Below are 15,914 nucleotides of genomic sequence, written 5' to 3'. Positions count from 1 at the left end.
ACGGATCTCCTCGGTACGAGCATGGACGGTTGATCGGTACGAGCATGGACTGCTGACATCCGGAGCCATCCAGTCTTCGTGGCTACTGATGGGTACAGGGGCGCGGGACCCAACAGGATTCACTGCTGCACCTTTGGAGCCTTGTGTCAGCGTTTCGCCCCGGCGGAGTGGAACCGGAGTGCGTCAGGCGTCTTGACCCCTTCAAAAGGCATACTGTAGACAATATTCTGTCGACGAATTCGGTTCCGAGTACCCGAGTACCGAGGTACCTGAGCCCCTCCACCGACCCGGCCCCTCCACCGAACGGAGAGCCCCGTGAAAGTCGCAGTAGTCGGCGCCGGAGCCATCGGCGCATACGTCGGGGCCGCGCTCCACCGCGCGGGCGCCGAGGTCCACCTCATCGCCCGCGGGCCGCACCTGGCGGCCATGCGCCGCGACGGGGTGCGCGTCCTCAGCCCGCGTGGCGACTTCACCGCCCGCCCCGCCGCCACCGACGACCCGGGCGAGGTCGGCCCGGTCGACTACGTACTGCTCGGCCTGAAGGCCAACTCCTATGCGACGGCAGGGCCGTTGGTGCACCCGCTGCTGCACGGGAACACCGCCGTCATCGCCGCCCAGAACGGCATCCCGTGGTGGTACTTCCACAGGCTGCCCGGTCCGCACACCGGGCGCCGCATCGAGAGCGTCGACCCGGGCGGCGCGGTCAGCGCGACCCTGCCGCCCGCCCGGGCCATCGGCTGCGTGGTGTACGCGGCCACCGAGATCGAATCCCCGGGCGTCGTACGGCACTTGGAGGGCACCCGGTTCTCCATCGGCGAGCCCGACCTCACGATCTCGCGGCGCTGCCTCGACTTCAGCGAGGCCATGCAGGCCGGCGGCCTCAAGTGCCCCGTCGAGCCGGATCTGCGCAACGACATCTGGATCAAGCTCCTCGGCAACATCTCGTTCAACCCGATCAGCGCGCTGGCCCGCGCGACCATGGCGCAGATATGCCGCCACCGCGACACCCGCTCGCTCGTCGAGTCGATGATGCGCGAGACCCTCGCCGTCGCGGGGGCCGTCGGCTGCCACCCGACGATCTCGGTGGAGCGGCGCATCGCGGGCGCCGAGCGCGTCGGCGAGCACAAGACGTCCACCCTCCAGGACCTGGAGAAGGGCAAGCCCCTCGAACTCGACGTGCTGCTCGCGGCCGTCGTCGAACTCGCCGGGCTCACCACGACCCCGGTCCCGACCCTGCGCGCCGTGCACGCGCTCGCCGACCTCCTCGCCCAGACGTCCGACACCCGGAGCGCCGCATGAAGAAGAACAGGCAGCCCAAGCAGTATCCGCGGCTCACCCACCCCCTGGTCCGCGACACCAACGGGCAGCTGAGGCAAGCGAGTTGGGATGAAGCCCTTGAGCGGGCCGCGGCCGGGTTCCGGCGGACCCGGGCCGCGTACGGGCCCGACGCCTTCGCCATGCTGTCCTGCGCCCGCGCCACCAACGAGATGAACTACGTGGCGCAGAAGTTCACCCGGGTCGTCATGGGCACCAACAACGTCGACTCCTGCAACCGGACCTGCCACGCCCCGAGCGTCGCCGGCCTGTCCGCGGTGTTCGGCTCGGGCGGCGGCACCTCCTCCTACGAGGAGGTGGAGCACACCGACGTCATCCTGATGTGGGGTTCCAACGCCCGCTTCGCCCACCCGATCTTCTTCCAGCACGTCCTGAAGGGCATCCGCAACGGCGCCCGGATGTACGCCGTCGACCCGCGCCGCACCTCGACGGCCCAATGGGCGGAGAGCTGGCTGGGGCTCAACGTCGGCACGGACATCCCGCTGGCGCACGCCATCGGGCGGGAGATCATCCACGCGGGACTGGTCAACCGTGCCTTCGTGGACCGGGCGACCACGGGCTACGAGGCGTACGCGGAGCTCGTCGAACCCTGGACGCTGTCGGCCGCCGAGCGCGTCACCGGCGTACCGGCGGCCGCCATCCGCGAGCTCGCCCACGCCTACGCGAGTGCCGAACGGGCCCAGCTCTGCTGGACGCTGGGGATCACCGAGCACCACAACGGCACGGACAACGTCCGCGCCCTGATCAATCTGTCGCTGCTTACGGGGCACGTCGGCCGGTGGGGAGCCGGCGTGCAGCCGTTGCGCGGCCAGAACAATGTGCAGGGCGGCGGCGACATGGGCGCCATCCCCGACAAGCTGCCCGGCTTCCAGGACATCCTCGACACCGAGGCCCGTACGAAGTTCGAGACGACGTGGCAGACGGTGATCCAGCCCCGGTACGGGATGACGCTGACCGAGATGTTCGAGGCGATGGAGCACGGCACCCTGAAGGCGGTGTACTGCATCGGCGAGAACCCGGCGCAGTCGGAGGCCGACAGCGAGCAGGCCGCGCGCCGCCTCGCCGCCCTCGACCACCTCGTCGTCCAGGACATCTTCCTCACCAAGACCGCGCGGATGGCCGACGTGGTCCTGCCCGCGACCGCCGCCTGGGCCGAGACGGACGGCACGACGACCAACAGCGAACGCCGGGTGCAGCGCGTGCGGGCCGCGCTGAAACCGCCGGGCGAGGCGCGCGAGGACACCGACATCATCTGCGCGATCGCCCAACTCCTGGGCCACGACTGGAAGTTCGCCGACTCGAAGGAGGTCTGGGACGAACTCCGGGCACTCTCACCGGACCACTACGGCATGACGTACGACCGCCTGGAGGAGCACCAGGGCCTCCAGTGGCCGTGCCCCTCCGAGCAGGAGCTCCCCTCCAGTTTCCTGCACGCCAGGCTCTGGGAGACGGATCCCGCGCGGCGGGGGCGGGCGGCGGAGTTCGGCCTGGTCCAGCACGATCCGCCGGTCGACCTGACGGACGGCGACTACCCGCTGCGCCTGACGACGGGCCGGCGGCTCGACTCGTACAACACCGGGGTGCAGAGCGGGAGTTACGCCTCTCCGCTGCGGCGGGGCGAGTACATCGAGCTGTGCCCGGAGGACGCGGAGCGGCTCGGTGTGGCACGGGGCGAGGAGGTACGGGTGGTGTCGCGGCGCGGCGCCGTGACCGCCCCGGTGTGGATCGACCCGGCGCTGCGGCCGGGCCTCGCCTTCATGACGATGCACTTTCCCGACGAGGTCGACACCAACCGGCTGACCGTCGAGGCGAACTGCCCGATCGCGGGGACGGCGGAGTTCAAGGCGTCGGCGGTCCGGGTGGAGAAGACGGCCGTCGTGGCCGTGAGGAGCTGACTGTTCCGTGGACCTGCATTTCGGAGAAACCAAGCCGACGGACGAGGAACGGGCCGCCGTGGACGCGGTGCTGGGGCCGCCCGGCTCGGCGTGGGAGGGCGCGGACGACCGTACGGACGCGGAGCTGCGCTGGGCGCGCGGCGGCAAGGAGGCCCGGGACCGCCGGGACCTGCTCCTGCCGGCGCTGCACGCGGTCAACGACCGGGTGGGCTGGCTCAGTGAGAGCGCTCTCGGCTACATCTGCCGCCGCCTGACGGTGCCACCGGCGGAGGCGTACGGGGTGGCGACGTTCTACTCCCTCTTCTCGGTGAAGCCGCGCCCCGCGACGGTGCTCTACGTGTGCACGGACCTGGCGTGCGCGGCGAAGGGCTCGGCGGAGCTGTGCGACGCCCTGGCGGACACCCCGTCCGCCTCCTGGGAGCGCAGCCCGTGCCTGGGTCTGTGCGAACGCGCCCCGGCGGCACTGCTCCGAAGAGCGGGCCCGCCCGCCCCGGACACCCCGGGGGCTCCACCCCCGGACCCCCGATCGCGCCCGAAAGGCGCTCGTCCTCAAACGCCGGACGGGCTGGGTATGCCCGAGCCGACCAGATTCGATCCCGCCAGGGGCGCGGGGAACTGCGCGACCAGCCATGCACGGCCCGCAGCCGGACAACCCACACATCCAGCCCTTCCGGCGTTCGAGGAGCCGGGGTCCGGGGGCACCACCCCCGGCATCAAACCCGACGCCCTTCCCAACCCCCGGAGGCCACGCGGCGGAGCCGCTCATGTCACTGCGGGAAGGGGCGGGGCGGGGAGTGAACCAGCCCCCCGGCTCACGGCCGTCCTCGCCCCCGCCACCCCCGCCACGCTGGCCCACGCCCTGGCCGCCCCGGACGCCACCGCCCCCGAACACCCCGCCGCACACGCCGTCCCCCAGGCGGGCCGGCACGCCACCCGGAACAGCCTCGTCCTCCTCAAGCGCATCGGCGAGGTCGACCCGTACGACCTCGACGACTACCGCTCCCAGGGCGGATACACCGCACTGCGCAGAGCCTTCGCCCTCGGCCCCGCCGGAGTGATCCGGGAGGTCCTGGACGCCGGCCTGGTGGGCAGGGGCGGCGCCGCGTTCCCGACCGGGCAAAAGTGGGAGGCCACCGCCCGTCGGCCGGAACGCGTGCACTACCTCGTGTGCAACGCAGACGAGTCGGAACCCGGCACGTTCAAGGACCGCGTCCTGATGGAGGGGGACCCGTACGCCCTGGTCGAGGCCATGACGATCGCCGGGTACGCGGTCGGCGCCGAGCGCGGCTACCTCTACCTGCGCGGCGAGTACCCCCGGGCCCACGAGCGGCTGAGCCACGCGATCGCCCGGGCCCGCGAGCGCGGACTGCTCGGCCCCGACGTCCTCGGACAGGGGTACGCCTTCGACATCGAGATCCGCAGCGGCGCGGGCGCGTACATCTGCGGCGAGGAGACCGCGATCTTCAACTCGATCGAGGGGCGGCGCGGGGAGCCCCGCTCGAAGCCGCCGTTCCCCGTCGAGAAGGGCCTGTTCGGGAAGCCGACCGCCGTCAACAACGTCGAGACGCTGGTCAATGTGCTGCCGATCCTGGAGCACGGCGCGGAGGCGTACGCACGCACCGGCACCGCGGCCTCCACCGGCACCAAGCTGTTCTGCGTCTCGGGGAACGTGGCCCGCCCGGGCGTCTACGAGCTGCCGTTCGGGGCCTCATTGCGCGAACTGATCGCGCTCTCGGGCCCTCCGGAGCGGATGCGGGCCGTCCTGCTCGGCGGCGCCGCGGGCGGCTTCGTGCGCCCCGACGAGCTGGACATCCCGCTCACCTTCGAGGGCACCCGGGAGGCGGGCACCACGCTCGGTTCGGGGGTGGTCCTGGTCCTGGACGACACCGTCGAGCTGCCCCTGATCCTGCTCAGGATCGCGGAGTTCTTCCGGGACGAGTCGTGCGGCCAGTGCGTGCCCTGCCGGGTCGGCACCGTACGCCAGGAGGAGGCGCTGCACCGGATCAAGGACCGCACGGGCGCCGCCGCGGCGGGCGACATCGCGCTGCTGCGGGATGTCGGCCGCACGATGCGGGACGCCTCGATCTGCGGCCTCGGGCAGACCGCGTGGAACGCCGTCGAATCCGCCATCGACCGCCTCGGAGCCTTCGAATGAGCCGCCCGAACCGGTGCCGGCGCCGTCCGGTGAGTGCCGCAGCGCAGCGAACAGGAGCCCCCCGAGTGACCGCGATTCCGCTTCAACCACCGCGCCGCATCGTCGAGTTGACGATCGACGACGAGACCGTACGGGTGCCGGAGGGCGACACCGTCCTCGATGCCTGCCGAGGCGTCGGCAAGGACATCCCCACGCTCTGCCAGGGCGACACCCTCACCCCCAAGAACGCCTGCCGGGTGTGTGTCGTCGAGGTGGAGGGCGGCCGGACCCTCGCGCCCGCGTGCTCGCGGCGGGCCGAGGCGGGAATGACGGTGCGCACGGACACCGAGCGCGCCCGCAACAGCCGCAAGGTGGTCCTCGAACTGCTCGCCTCGTCCGTCGACCTCTCCACGACCCCGCGCGCCGGGGAGTGGATCAGGGAGTACGGGGCCGAGCCCGGCCGGTTCGGCGCGGAGGCGGGGCGGGTCGACGAGCAGCCGAAGGTCGACAACGACCTGTATGTGCGCGACTACGACAAGTGCATCCTCTGCTACCAGTGCGTCGACGCCTGCGGGGAGCAGTGGCAGAACACGTTCGCCATCGCGGTGGCCGGGCGGGGTTTCGATGCCCGGATCTCGACCGAGCACGACGCCCCGCTCACCGATTCGGCGTGCGTGTACTGCGGGAACTGCATCGAGGTCTGCCCGACGGGAGCGCTCTCCTTCAAGTCCGAGTTCGACATGCGGGCGGCGGGCACCTGGGACGAGGCGGCGCAGACGGAGACGACCACGGTGTGCGCGTACTGCGGCGTCGGCTGCAACCTCACCCTCCATGTGCAGGACAATGAGATCGTCAAGGTCACCTCGCCGCACGACAACCCGGTGACCCACGGCAATCTGTGCATCAAGGGACGCTTCGGCTTCCAGCACGTACAGACACGAGACTGACGAGTTCGACGAGAGCGATCGAGGGACTGAGGACATGGGACGGGTCACCGAACGCCGCCGCGTCATCCGCATCCGGGACGGGGCGGTCTCGACCCGCCCGGACACCCTGGTCGCCGAGGAGCCCCTGGAGATCCGGCTGGGCGGCAAACCCCTCGCGATCACCATGCGCACTCCGGGCGACGACTTCGCGCTCGCGGCCGGGTTCCTGGTCAGCGAGGGGGTGCTCGGAGCCGCGTCCGAGCTCCAGTCGATCGTGTACTGCGCGGGCGCGACGGCGGACGGATCCAACACGTACAACGTGGTCGACGTGAAGCTGGCGCCGGGCGTCGCGGTGCCCGACATCACCCTCGAACGCAACGTGTACACGACATCGTCGTGCGGCCTGTGCGGCAAGGCCAGCCTGGACGCCGTCCGTACGCAGGCCCGCTTCCCGATCGCCGACACTCCCCCGGTCCGGGTGGAGCCCGAACTGCTCGCGAGCCTCCCCGACCGGCTGCGCGCGTCGCAGCGGGTCTTCGACCGGACCGGGGGCCTGCACGCGGCGGCACTGTTCTCGCCGGAGGGCGAACTGCTCGACATACGTGAGGACGTGGGCCGCCACAACGCCGTCGACAAGCTGGTCGGCCGCGCTCTCCAGGACGACCGGCTTCCGCTGTCGCGCTGCATCCTGCTGGTGTCGGGCCGGGCCTCCTTCGAGCTCGCCCAGAAGGCGGTCATGGCGGGCATTCCGGTCCTCGCGGCGGTCTCCGCGCCGTCCTCGCTCGCCGTCGACCTGGCCGCCGAGTCCGGGCTCACCCTGGTGGGCTTCCTGCGTGGCAGCTCCATGAACGTGTACGCGGGTGACGAGCGCATAGCGCTGCGCTCGGGCGTCTGACCCGCTGCGACCGAGCGGCCCGGCCGGCGAGGAGCGCCCCCTGCGCCGGCCGGGCCTTTTGCCGCCCGCGCCGGTCCACGGCGGAGAGGACCCGCCACGGGCCCGTCGGGCACGCCGCCTAGGCTGATCACGTGCGGCGAGCAGCGCTGCCTCGATCGGAGAAAGCGGCACGATGAACGTGAGTCGGCGTACGGTCCTTGCGGTGGCGGCGAGTGGACTCCTCACCGGCTGCTCAGGACCGGCGAAGCCCGCCCCGGCCGCCCCCACGGCCACTGACTCGCCGTCCTCGTCGGGAACGCGTTCGTCCGCCCCCTCCGCACCACCGGCCGGGCCGACCAGGGCCGAGATCGTCGCCCGCTACGGCAGGCACGCGCCCACCAGCTGGGGGCTGACCGTGCCGGGAGCGCTCTCGCGGCTGCCGGCCGGCGGGAAGACGGCCGCGCTGACCTTCGACGCGTGCGGCGGCAAGGGCGGCAACGCGTACGACAAGGCGCTCATCGAGTTCCTGCGCCGGCGCTCCGTCCCCGCGACCCTGTTCATCAACTCCCGCTGGATCGACGAGAATCCGTCGGTCTTCGAGGAGCTCGCCGCCGACCCGCTCTTCGAAATGGGCAACCACGGCACCCGCCACCTCCCGCTCTCCGTCTCCGGGCGCTCCGCCTACCGGATACCCGGCACTCGGAACGCGGGCGAGGTCTTCGACGAGGTCTCGGGCAACCGCGCCAAGCTCACCGGCCTCCTCGGCCACCCGCCGCGCTTCTTCCGCTCCGGCACGGCCTACTGCGACGACGTGGCCGCCAGGATCGTCACCGACCTCGGAGAGCGCTTCGTGAGTTTCGACGTCAACAGCGACGGCGGGGCGACCTTCACGCCGGCACAGGTGCACCAGGCCATGCAGGACGTACGCCCCGGCTCGGTCGTCATAGGCCACATGAACCATCCCCACGGCGGCACCGCCCGGGGAATGAGCGGCGCCGTGCCTCAACTGCTGGACCAGGGATACGAGTTCGTGCGCCTGTCGGACGCCGTCAAGGCCTGAACGCGTTCGGAACGCCGATCCGCCGGGTTCCCGGATCGGGAGTCGTCCCCCGGCTCGGTCAGCCGGCGGTCACCTGAGGCCAGAGCCGGTCGCTGCCGCCTTCCACGACACGCCGCCCGATCCTTCGGCACCACTCGTGTTCACCGCCGTCCTCGTCGCGCCAGGACCACATGCGGGTGGTGGCCAGGCGGAGCGGGCTGAGTTCGGTGAATCCGATCGCGCCGTGCAGCTGGTGGGCGATGCGGGTGACCTCGCCCACCGAGGCGCAGGCCTGCGCGGCGGCGGTCCAGGCGGCGAACTCCGCGGCGGCCGGATCGGCGGGGGCGGCACCTGCCGCGTCGACGGCCGCCGCCATCAGGGCCGCCTCCTCGATCAGCTTGGCCTCCTCCTGCTTGACCGCCTGGAAGTGGCTCAGCGGCCGGCCGAACTGCACGCGGGACGCAGTATGAGTGACCGTCAGGTCGACACAGCGGCGCGCCGCGCCGGCGATCAGTGCGGCCCGCGCCAGACCGGAACGCCACTGCGCCTCCCGCACCAGCGCGGCCGGGACGCGACGGACCCGGTCGGCGGGGACGGCCACGTCGATCAGGACGAGGTCGTCCCGGGGCTCGCCCGCCAGGTTCGCGCCCTCGACCCGCACGCCCTCGGCCGCGTCGAGCAGGAGGAGCACGGGCCCGGCGGACGGCCCTTCGGTCAGTACGGCCACGGCGTCGGCGGCGCGGGCCCACGGCACCCGGCTCAGTGTGCCGCTGACCCGCACCGCGTCATCGGTGCCGCACGCCCCCAGGGGGCCGACCCCGCTGGCCGTGTCCACGTGGGTGAACCGTATGTCGAGGGGACCGGAGGCAACCGTGAGCGGGCCGTCCGGGACGGTGAGCCCGGCCTCGGCAAGCAGCGGGCGCGCGACGAGCAGCGTCTCGGCGAGCGGAGCCGGTGTTCCGCGGTAACCGGCCTCGCGGGCGAGCGCCACGAGAGCGGCCCGGTCCGTACCGAGCGGCGGCAGCGCATCGGCGGCCCGCAGCTCGTTCCACACCGCCCGGGCGGACTCGGCGGGGCGCTCCTGGATGTCGGCCAGATCTGTTCCGGCCAGTACGGCGACGGCACGCCGGATGACGGATTCGTTGCTCATGACGACTGCTCCAGGCCTCGGGTGATGATTCCGCGCAGGATTTCGTTGGTGCCGCCGCGCAGCGTGTATCCCGGTGAGTGCAGGATCGCCGTGGCCAGCAGTTCGGGGAAGGTGCCGCGCGTGGCGTCGAAGCGGGCGGCGACCGGAAGGATCTCTCGGACCTCGCGCACGAGTTCACCCTCGAAGCGCGTCCCGAGGTCCTTGACCAGTGCGGCCTGCACGTCAGCCGGGCGGCCGGCCTCCAGGGCCGCGGCCACGCCGAGGGACAGCTGCCGGATCGAGGACAGCCGCGCGGTGAGGCGGCCCACGCGGGCGTGCTGCTCAGGGCCGCACGCGGTCTGCCGGAGCTGCCCGACGAGGGCGACGAGGAGCGGCAGTGTGGAAAGAAAGCGTTCCGGCCCGCTGCGTTCCAGGGCCAGTTCCCCGGTGACCTGCTGCCAGCCGTCGCCGGGGCGGCCGAGAAGTGCGTCGTCGGCGAGCTCGACGCCTTCCATGTGGACGTAGTTGAAGGTGTGTTCGCCGCTGAGCAGGCGGATCGGCTCGACCCGGATGCGCGGATCACGCAGGCCGACGATGAACTGGCTCAGCCCGGCGTGACGGTCGTCGGACTCGTCGGTGCGGGCGAGCACGATCGCGTAGTCGTTGACGTGCGCGCCGCCCGTCCACATCTTGGTGCCGGTCAGCCGCCAGCCGCTGTCGGTCCGCTCCGCCCGGGTCCGCACCGAGGCCAGGTCGGAGCCGCTGTTCTGCTCGCTCATTCCGATCGAGAAGAAGCACTCGCCGGCGGCGATCCTAGGCAGGAAGCAGCGCCGCTGCTCCTCGGTGCCGTGGCGCAGGATGGACGGGCCGGCCTGCCGGTCGGCGACCCAGTGGGCCGATACCGGAGCGCCGGCCGCCAGCAGCTCCTCGATGACGACATAGCGTTCGAGGTTGCCGCGCCCCTGGCCGCCGTACTGCCGCGGCAGCGCCATGCCGACCCAGCCGCGTGCGGCGAGGCGGCGCGTGAACGCGGGATCCCAGCCGGTCAGCCACGAGTCGGGCCGCCCCAGGACGGTGCCCGCGGCCCGCTCCTCATCGAGGAAGTCGCGCACCTCCTTCCTCAACTGCCAGGATTCACTAGGGGGTTGAACCGCTCCGATGTCGAGTGCGGAGAGGGTCATGGGAGTACTCCTCACAGGTGGTGGTACGTAGGTGATCGGCGGTCAGGCACCCGTGAAGCGCGGGGGGCGGCGCTCCCGGCGGGCCTGGACGCCTTCGCGGAAGTCGTCGGTGGTGGTCGTCACCGGCTGGGCGAGCGCCTCCCAGCTCAGCGCCTGCTCGACGGTGAGCTGCCCCTGGGACAGGCCGCTCTTGGTCAACCGGACCGCGAGCGGGGCGGCGGCGGCCATCCGGTCGGCCACGTCGAGCGCGGCCGGGAGCACCTGGCCGGCGGGCAGGGCCTCGTGCACCATGCCCATGGAGGCTGCTTGCGCGCCGCTCACCAGCCGTCCGGTCAGCAGCAGTTCGCGTGCGCACGGCAGTCCGACAGCCTCGCTGAGCAGTGCGGTGGTGGCCATGCCCGGGTGCAGACCGAGCTGGACGAACGGCGCGCCGAGCTTTGCCTCCTCGGCGGCGTAGCGCAGGTCGCAGGCCAGGGCGAGGGCAAGTCCGGCGCCCACCGCGTGGCCGTTCACGGCCGCCACGGTGGGGACGGCCAGGTCGTGGATGCTCAGCCAGGTCCGGTAGAAGGCCGACAGCTGGGCCCGGGTGCCGGGGAGATCCTGGCCGTGCCGGTCGGCAAGCTCGTTGAGGTCGGCTCCCGAGCAGAAGGCGGGGCCGGTGCCGGTGACGACGACGGCCCGCAGGTCGGGGGCCTCGCGCAGGGACCGCACGGCGCGCCGCCACTGTTCGGTCAGCCGCCGGGTCATGGGGTTGCGCCGGTCGGGGTTGTCGAAGGTGAGCACGGTGACACCGTTGGGCCGGTGCTCGATGCGCAGGGGATCCTGCTCGCTCATGTGTGTCCTCGGTTTCGGCCGCTGCGGGCTAGGGCGACGGGCGGTGGTTTCGGTTGTCTTTGGTCAGGCGGACGGGCGGTGGTTTCGGTTGTCGCGGCTCAGGCGGAGGGGCGGGTGTTTCGGTTGCCGCGCGGTCAGGCGGACGGGCGGTGGCCGATTTCGGCGAACACCTCCTCCGTGTGCTCACCGATGTGTGGGCAGTGCCGGTGCAGTCCGGCCGGGGTCGCCGAGAAGCGGACGGGCTGGCCGATGAGGCGGTAGCCGCCCTCGGTGGGATGCACGGCAGTCCGCAGCAGGCCGCCTTCGGTGGCGTAGTCGCCGGCGACGGCCTCGGCCAGGCTCAGCACGGGGGCCGCGGGAATGCTGTTCGCGTCGCAGAACGCCTGCCATTCGGCGTTGGTGTGCCGGGCGGTGAACTCGCCTGCCAGTGCGTAGAGTTCGTCGGCGTAACTGGCGCGCGCGCCGAGTGAGGCGAAGCGCGGATCGCCGGCCAGCTCCGGGCGGCCTACGTGGGCGAAGAAGTCGTACCAGTTGCGGTCGCTGTAGGGCAGGATGCACATCCAGCCGTCCGCCGTGCGTGAGGCTCGGCGCTGCGAACTCAGCGCCCGCGCGTAGCCGATCGGGCCTTCGGGCGGGTCGAGGGTGGCCGCCGCCAGGTGCTCGACCAGATTGAAGGCCAGCATGGTGTCGGCCATCGGGACCTCGACGTGCTGCCCCTGACCGGTGCGGTCGCGATGGCGCAGCGCGGCGAGCACCGACTGCACGATCACCAGGCCGCAGATCTTGTCGGCGATCACGGTGGGGACGAAGTACGGGATGCCACTGACCTGTTCGTTCAGCCACACCAGGCCGGAGGCCGCCTGCACGATGTCGTCGTAGGCCGCCCGCCCGCCGAGCTCGGAGTCGCTGCGGAAACCCTGGGCGTTGACATACACCAGGCCGGAGTTGCCGGCCGCCACTTCCTCGTAGCCCAGGCCGAGTCGTTCGAGGGCCTGCGGGCGGACGTTGGTGATGAACACGTCCGCGGTCGCGGTCAGGGCGAGCAGCGCGTCGCGGCCGCCCGGTGCCTTGAGGTCGATCGCCACGCTGCGCTTGTTGCGGTTGAGGTTGAGCGTCGCCGCGCCCATTCCGGGGCTGCGGGTCGGCGGGTAGTGGCGGGTGATGTCGCCGGTTGGCGGTTCGACCTTGATGACGTCCGCCCCGAGGTCCCCGAGCTGCTGCGCCGCATAGGGACCCATGATCACGCCGGCCAGCTCGATCACGCGCAGGCCGTGCAACGGCCCCATTCCACAGGGGACTTCTGGTTCTGATGACATGTCACGTCTCCGATCTCCACGGAGACCGGCTTTGCGCACCGGTCCTTTGACGCCCAGTCAAATCCCCGGCGCTCCATATCGTCCAATACTTCCTTCTGCCATCTCTCATATGCTGTGCCATATGGAACTGACGCAGCGCATACTCCAGCAGTTCGTCGTGCTGGCCGAAGAACAGCACTTCGGCCGCGCCGCCGAGCGACTCGCCATGAGCCAGCCGCCGCTCAGCCAGGCGATCCAGCGACTGGAGCGCGGCCTCAAGGTCGCCCTCTTCGAGCGGAATCCGCGGGGCGCACAGCTCACCCCGGCCGGCCGCGCGTTCGCCGAGGACGCCCGAAGGCTGCTCGAAGCGCAGGCCGCCGCCGTCGACCGGGCCCGGCGGGTCGCGAGCGGCCACGAGGGGGAGTTCCGGCTCGGCTTCATCAGCAGCCTCAGCTACGACTTCCTGCCGCGCCTGCTGCGCCGCATCCATGCCGAACTGCCCGGCCTGCGGCTGCACCTGAGCCAGCGCCCGTCCGCGGAACTGGCCGGCATGCTCCACGCGGGGACGCTCGATCTCGCGCTGATCCGCATCCCGGCCCTCGGCGCGGAACGCCTGGCCGTCCGGCAGATCGCCGTGGAGCGGCTGGTCGTGGCCCTCCCCGAGCACCACCCGCTCGCCGCCGAACACTCCCTCGACCTGCGCGAGCTCGCCGGGCAGAAGTTCGCGCTGCCCAAGTCCAGCGCCCTGCCGGGGCTCGCCCAGCAGGTCACGCTCGCCTGCGCGCAGGCCGGCTTCCTCCCCCAATCGCTGGGCGAGGCGGACGACTTGCCCGGATTGCTCAGCCATGTCTCGGCCGGCCTGTGTCTGGCGCTCGCCCCCGAGCAGGTGCTCTCGCTGGGGATTCCCGGAGTGACCTACCGCCCCTTGCGCGGCGACTCTCCCCATCTGGAGACCACGGTCGCGGCCGTCCACCGCCCGGACGGCCCCGACGCCGCCGTCCAGCAGGTCCTGAGGCTGCTCGGGACCGCCGGACGGCCGCACGACGAAAGCCCGAAGTCCGCCCCGAAAGCGCGCTCTCCGCGCCGGGCGGCGAACACGCCGGGCCCACTCCCGTCAGGCGAGCTGCCGGCGTAGTGGCGCGTTCCACCGGCGAACCGGACCACTGACCGCCACACCCCACAACCGGCCCCAAGCCCTGCCGCACGGAAGGAACACCGGCCCCAAGCCCTGCCCCACGAGAGGAACGACGGCCGTAGGGTGCGGTTGGTCAACTTTCCTCCGTCCAAAGGGTGTTCCATGCCGATCGCGCGCAGATCAGTACTGACGGGTTCGACCGCGGCCGCGGCCGCCACCGCCCTCGGCGCCGCGGGACGCGCCGAGGCCGCGGGCCCGTCGCAGCCCGCACCGCTCCCCTTGCTGCAGCGCACTCCGGGCCGTATCGGCGCGCCCGGCGTGGCGGGGCTGCACCTCCAGTTCGGCGCGGACCCCGCCACCGAGATGACCGTCTCCTGGATCAGCCCCCAGTCCGTGCGCCGACCGCAGGTGCGCCTCGGCTCCCCGGACGGCGGCACCGGCCGGGTGGTCGACGCCGAGACCCGCACCTACCGCGACGGGCTCTCCCACGAAGAGGTGTACGTCCACCACGCCCGCCTCACCCGGCTGCGGCCGGACACCACCTACCTGTACTCGGCCGGGCACGACGGCGCCGCACCGGAGACCGGCTCGTTCACGACGGCGCCGCGCGGGCGCACCGCGTTCACCTTCACGAGCTTCGGCGACCAGGGCGCGCCCAATCTCCGCCGGGCCGTCAACTGGCCGACGGGCGGCGCCCCTTCACCCTCGGGCCGCTTCCCGCTCTACACCAGCAGCCAGGCCGGCACGGCGGCCTCCGCCGACATCGTGGCCGCGGTGGAACGGGTCGGGCCGCTGTTCAACCTCGTCAACGGCGACCTGTGCTACGCCTCCGCGGCCGGTGTCTTCGGCCAGAACCGCGTCGCGACGTGGGCGGACTGGTTCATCGGCAACAGCCGCTCGACACGGCTGCGTCCGTGGATGCCCTGCGTCGGCAACGGGGAGAACGAACAGGGCAACGGCCCCCTGGGCGTGACCGGCTACCAGACCTACTTCACCCTGCCCGGACCGACGGCCTCCGCCGACCCGGAGACCCGGGGCCTGTGGTACGGCTTCACGGTCGGCGGGGTCCGGTTCATCAGCCTGGCCAACGACGACGTGGCGATCCAGGACACCGGCGACACGTATGTGCGGGGCTATTCGGGCGGGGCCCAACGCCGTTGGCTGGAACGGGAGTTGAAGGCGGCGCGTGCGGACGGCGGCATCGACTGGATCGTCGTCTTCATGCACCACCCGATGATCTCCAGCAGCCGCAGCGGAAGCGGCAGCGACCTCGGGATCAGGGAGGCGTGGGGCCCGCTCTTCGACACGTACGGGGTCGACCTGGTACTCAGCGGCCACGAGCACTACTACGAGCGCTCGCTGCCGGTCCGCGGCACCCTGCCGAACGAGGCCCGCACCCCGGTCCCGGTCTCCACGCGCACCGATGTCGCGGACACCGGCAAGGGCACCGTCCACATGATCATCGGGAACGGCGGCAACTTCGCGACCACCCAGGACGCCCTGTTCGAGGAGCCCAAGGGGCGCGTCGTCGTCGATCTCGGCAAGGAGACCGAGGGCCGCCACCGCAAGGCGGTCTTCGTCACCGAGGACGCACCCTGGCGCGCCGTCCAGGACCGCGTCCACACCCACGGCTTCGCCGCCTTCGATGTCGACCCGGGCGACACCCGCACCGGCCGCACCCGTATGCGGGTCACGTACTACACCTTCGACGGGCCCTACGGAGACCTGACCCCCGTGGACACCTTCACCCTGGAACGGCCCCGCGGGGACGTACGGCACTGAGGGAGCGAGGGCTCGGCCGAGTCGGGCGGACTCCAGCGCTGTGGGAAGTTCCCCAGACGAGTGGGCGAATCGCCCCAGGTCCCAGCGATTTGCCCACGGGCCGATTTTGCATTTCCCTCCCACCATGGGGCCGAATATGGGACATGTGCGACCCGGTTCGATTTCGGCAGGCCTGCCTGGAGTGTCCAAAGACCAGGGGTTGCGGTTTCAACCGCTGCCGGTATGGTCTAGTCCGACTCAGAGGAATGACCAACTCCGCAGTCCGGAAGGAAAGGTGGATCGGAAAGAACCGGGCGCCGAACACAGACGAACGCAACGTCTGTCCCCATGGGGGATGCGGCTGACACCGCCGGCG

At 71.7% G+C, this 15,914-nt stretch carries 11 protein-coding genes and 1 pseudogene; 8 read left to right on the top strand and 4 right to left on the bottom strand.

The genetic code is table 11. The annotated features are described in order from the left end of the window. Window positions 1–303: 303 nt before the first annotated feature. The 6 genes and pseudogenes from ABD346_RS14675 to ABD346_RS14650 all read left to right on the top strand — a co-directional run. Window positions 304–1,299, top strand: a pseudogene (locus ABD346_RS14675) (2-dehydropantoate 2-reductase); the annotation flags it as partial. Then, entirely contained in the window at window positions 1,296–3,230 is a 1,935-nt protein-coding gene (locus ABD346_RS14670) for a molybdopterin oxidoreductase family protein (protein ID WP_344375079.1), read from the top strand. The pseudogene ABD346_RS14675 and the gene ABD346_RS14670, both read left to right, overlap by 4 nt. Before the next feature lie 7 nt (window positions 3,231–3,237). Next, window positions 3,238–5,385, top strand: coding sequence for an NADH-ubiquinone oxidoreductase-F iron-sulfur binding region domain-containing protein (locus ABD346_RS14665; RefSeq protein WP_344375078.1), 2,148 nt, complete (start codon window positions 3,238–3,240; stop codon window positions 5,383–5,385). Between the two features lie 65 nt (window positions 5,386–5,450). Next, window positions 5,451–6,311 carry a 2Fe-2S iron-sulfur cluster-binding protein gene (locus ABD346_RS14660; RefSeq protein ID WP_344375077.1) on the top strand — a complete coding sequence of 287 codons (861 nt, stop codon included), beginning with the start codon at window positions 5,451–5,453 and terminating at the stop codon, window positions 6,309–6,311. 34 nt (window positions 6,312–6,345) lie between these two features. Further along, window positions 6,346–7,185 carry a formate dehydrogenase accessory sulfurtransferase FdhD gene (gene fdhD, locus ABD346_RS14655; RefSeq protein ID WP_344375075.1) on the top strand — a complete coding sequence of 280 codons (840 nt, stop codon included), beginning with the start codon at window positions 6,346–6,348 and terminating at the stop codon, window positions 7,183–7,185. A gap of 172 nt (window positions 7,186–7,357) precedes the next feature. Then, window positions 7,358–8,224: a polysaccharide deacetylase family protein gene (locus tag ABD346_RS14650; RefSeq protein WP_344375074.1), complete on the top strand. Its 867-nt coding sequence runs from the start codon at window positions 7,358–7,360 to the stop codon at window positions 8,222–8,224. 58 nt (window positions 8,225–8,282) lie between these two features. Here the strand turns inward: ABD346_RS14650 and ABD346_RS14645 are convergent, their stop codons facing one another. The 4 genes from ABD346_RS14645 to ABD346_RS14630 form a co-directional block, all read right to left on the bottom strand. After that, entirely contained in the window at window positions 8,283–9,353 is a 1,071-nt protein-coding gene (locus tag ABD346_RS14645; protein ID WP_344375073.1) for an acyl-CoA dehydrogenase family protein, read from the bottom strand. Beyond that, window positions 9,350–10,513 (bottom strand): acyl-CoA dehydrogenase family protein, encoded by a 1,164-nt coding sequence (locus tag ABD346_RS14640; protein ID WP_344375071.1) that lies wholly within the window; start codon window positions 10,511–10,513, stop codon window positions 9,350–9,352. The genes ABD346_RS14645 and ABD346_RS14640 overlap by 4 nt, the downstream gene beginning before the upstream one ends. 42 nt (window positions 10,514–10,555) lie before the next feature. Further along, complete coding sequence (locus tag ABD346_RS14635) at window positions 10,556–11,347, bottom strand: enoyl-CoA hydratase/isomerase family protein (RefSeq protein WP_344375070.1); 792 nt, start codon at window positions 11,345–11,347, stop codon at window positions 10,556–10,558. 134 nt (window positions 11,348–11,481) lie between these two features. Next, complete coding sequence (locus ABD346_RS14630; protein WP_344375069.1) at window positions 11,482–12,633, bottom strand: CaiB/BaiF CoA transferase family protein; 1,152 nt, start codon at window positions 12,631–12,633, stop codon at window positions 11,482–11,484. A 151-nt stretch (window positions 12,634–12,784) separates the two neighbouring features. On the opposite strand from ABD346_RS14630, the gene ABD346_RS14625 reads away from it, so the two are divergent. Both ABD346_RS14625 and ABD346_RS14620 read left to right on the top strand, forming a co-directional pair. Then, window positions 12,785–13,777 carry a LysR family transcriptional regulator gene (locus tag ABD346_RS14625; protein WP_344375067.1) on the top strand — a complete coding sequence of 331 codons (993 nt, stop codon included), beginning with the start codon at window positions 12,785–12,787 and terminating at the stop codon, window positions 13,775–13,777. Window positions 13,778–13,939: 162 nt separating this feature from the next. Further along, window positions 13,940–15,559 carry a purple acid phosphatase family protein gene (locus ABD346_RS14620; protein WP_344375066.1) on the top strand — a complete coding sequence of 540 codons (1,620 nt, stop codon included), beginning with the start codon at window positions 13,940–13,942 and terminating at the stop codon, window positions 15,557–15,559. Window positions 15,560–15,914: the final 355 nt, after the last annotated feature.

Source organism: Streptomyces mauvecolor (assembly GCF_039532965.1).
GTDB classification, from domain to species: domain Bacteria; phylum Actinomycetota; class Actinomycetes; order Streptomycetales; family Streptomycetaceae; genus Streptomyces; species Streptomyces violascens.
This window is presented reverse-complemented; position numbering and strand designations above follow the sequence as displayed.

Bases quoted from the DNA above. Each gene is read 5' to 3' on its own strand.
- ABD346_RS14670 (WP_344375079.1), top strand. From the start codon at position 1,296: ATGAAGAAGAACAGGCAGCCCAAGCAGTATCCGCGGCTCACCCACCCC.
- fdhD (WP_344375075.1), top strand. From the start codon at position 6,346: ATGGGACGGGTCACCGAACGCCGCCGCGTCATCCGCATCCGGGACGGG.
- ABD346_RS14650 (WP_344375074.1), top strand. From the start codon at position 7,358: ATGAACGTGAGTCGGCGTACGGTCCTTGCGGTGGCGGCGAGTGGACTC.
- ABD346_RS14645 (WP_344375073.1), bottom strand. From the start codon at position 9,353: ATGAGCAACGAATCCGTCATCCGGCGTGCCGTCGCCGTACTGGCCGGA.
- ABD346_RS14640 (WP_344375071.1), bottom strand. From the start codon at position 10,513: ATGACCCTCTCCGCACTCGACATCGGAGCGGTTCAACCCCCTAGTGAA.
- ABD346_RS14635 (WP_344375070.1), bottom strand. From the start codon at position 11,347: ATGAGCGAGCAGGATCCCCTGCGCATCGAGCACCGGCCCAACGGTGTC.
- ABD346_RS14630 (WP_344375069.1), bottom strand. From the start codon at position 12,633: ATGGGGCCGTTGCACGGCCTGCGCGTGATCGAGCTGGCCGGCGTGATC.
- ABD346_RS14625 (WP_344375067.1), top strand. From the start codon at position 12,785: ATGGAACTGACGCAGCGCATACTCCAGCAGTTCGTCGTGCTGGCCGAA.
- ABD346_RS14620 (WP_344375066.1), top strand. From the start codon at position 13,940: ATGCCGATCGCGCGCAGATCAGTACTGACGGGTTCGACCGCGGCCGCG.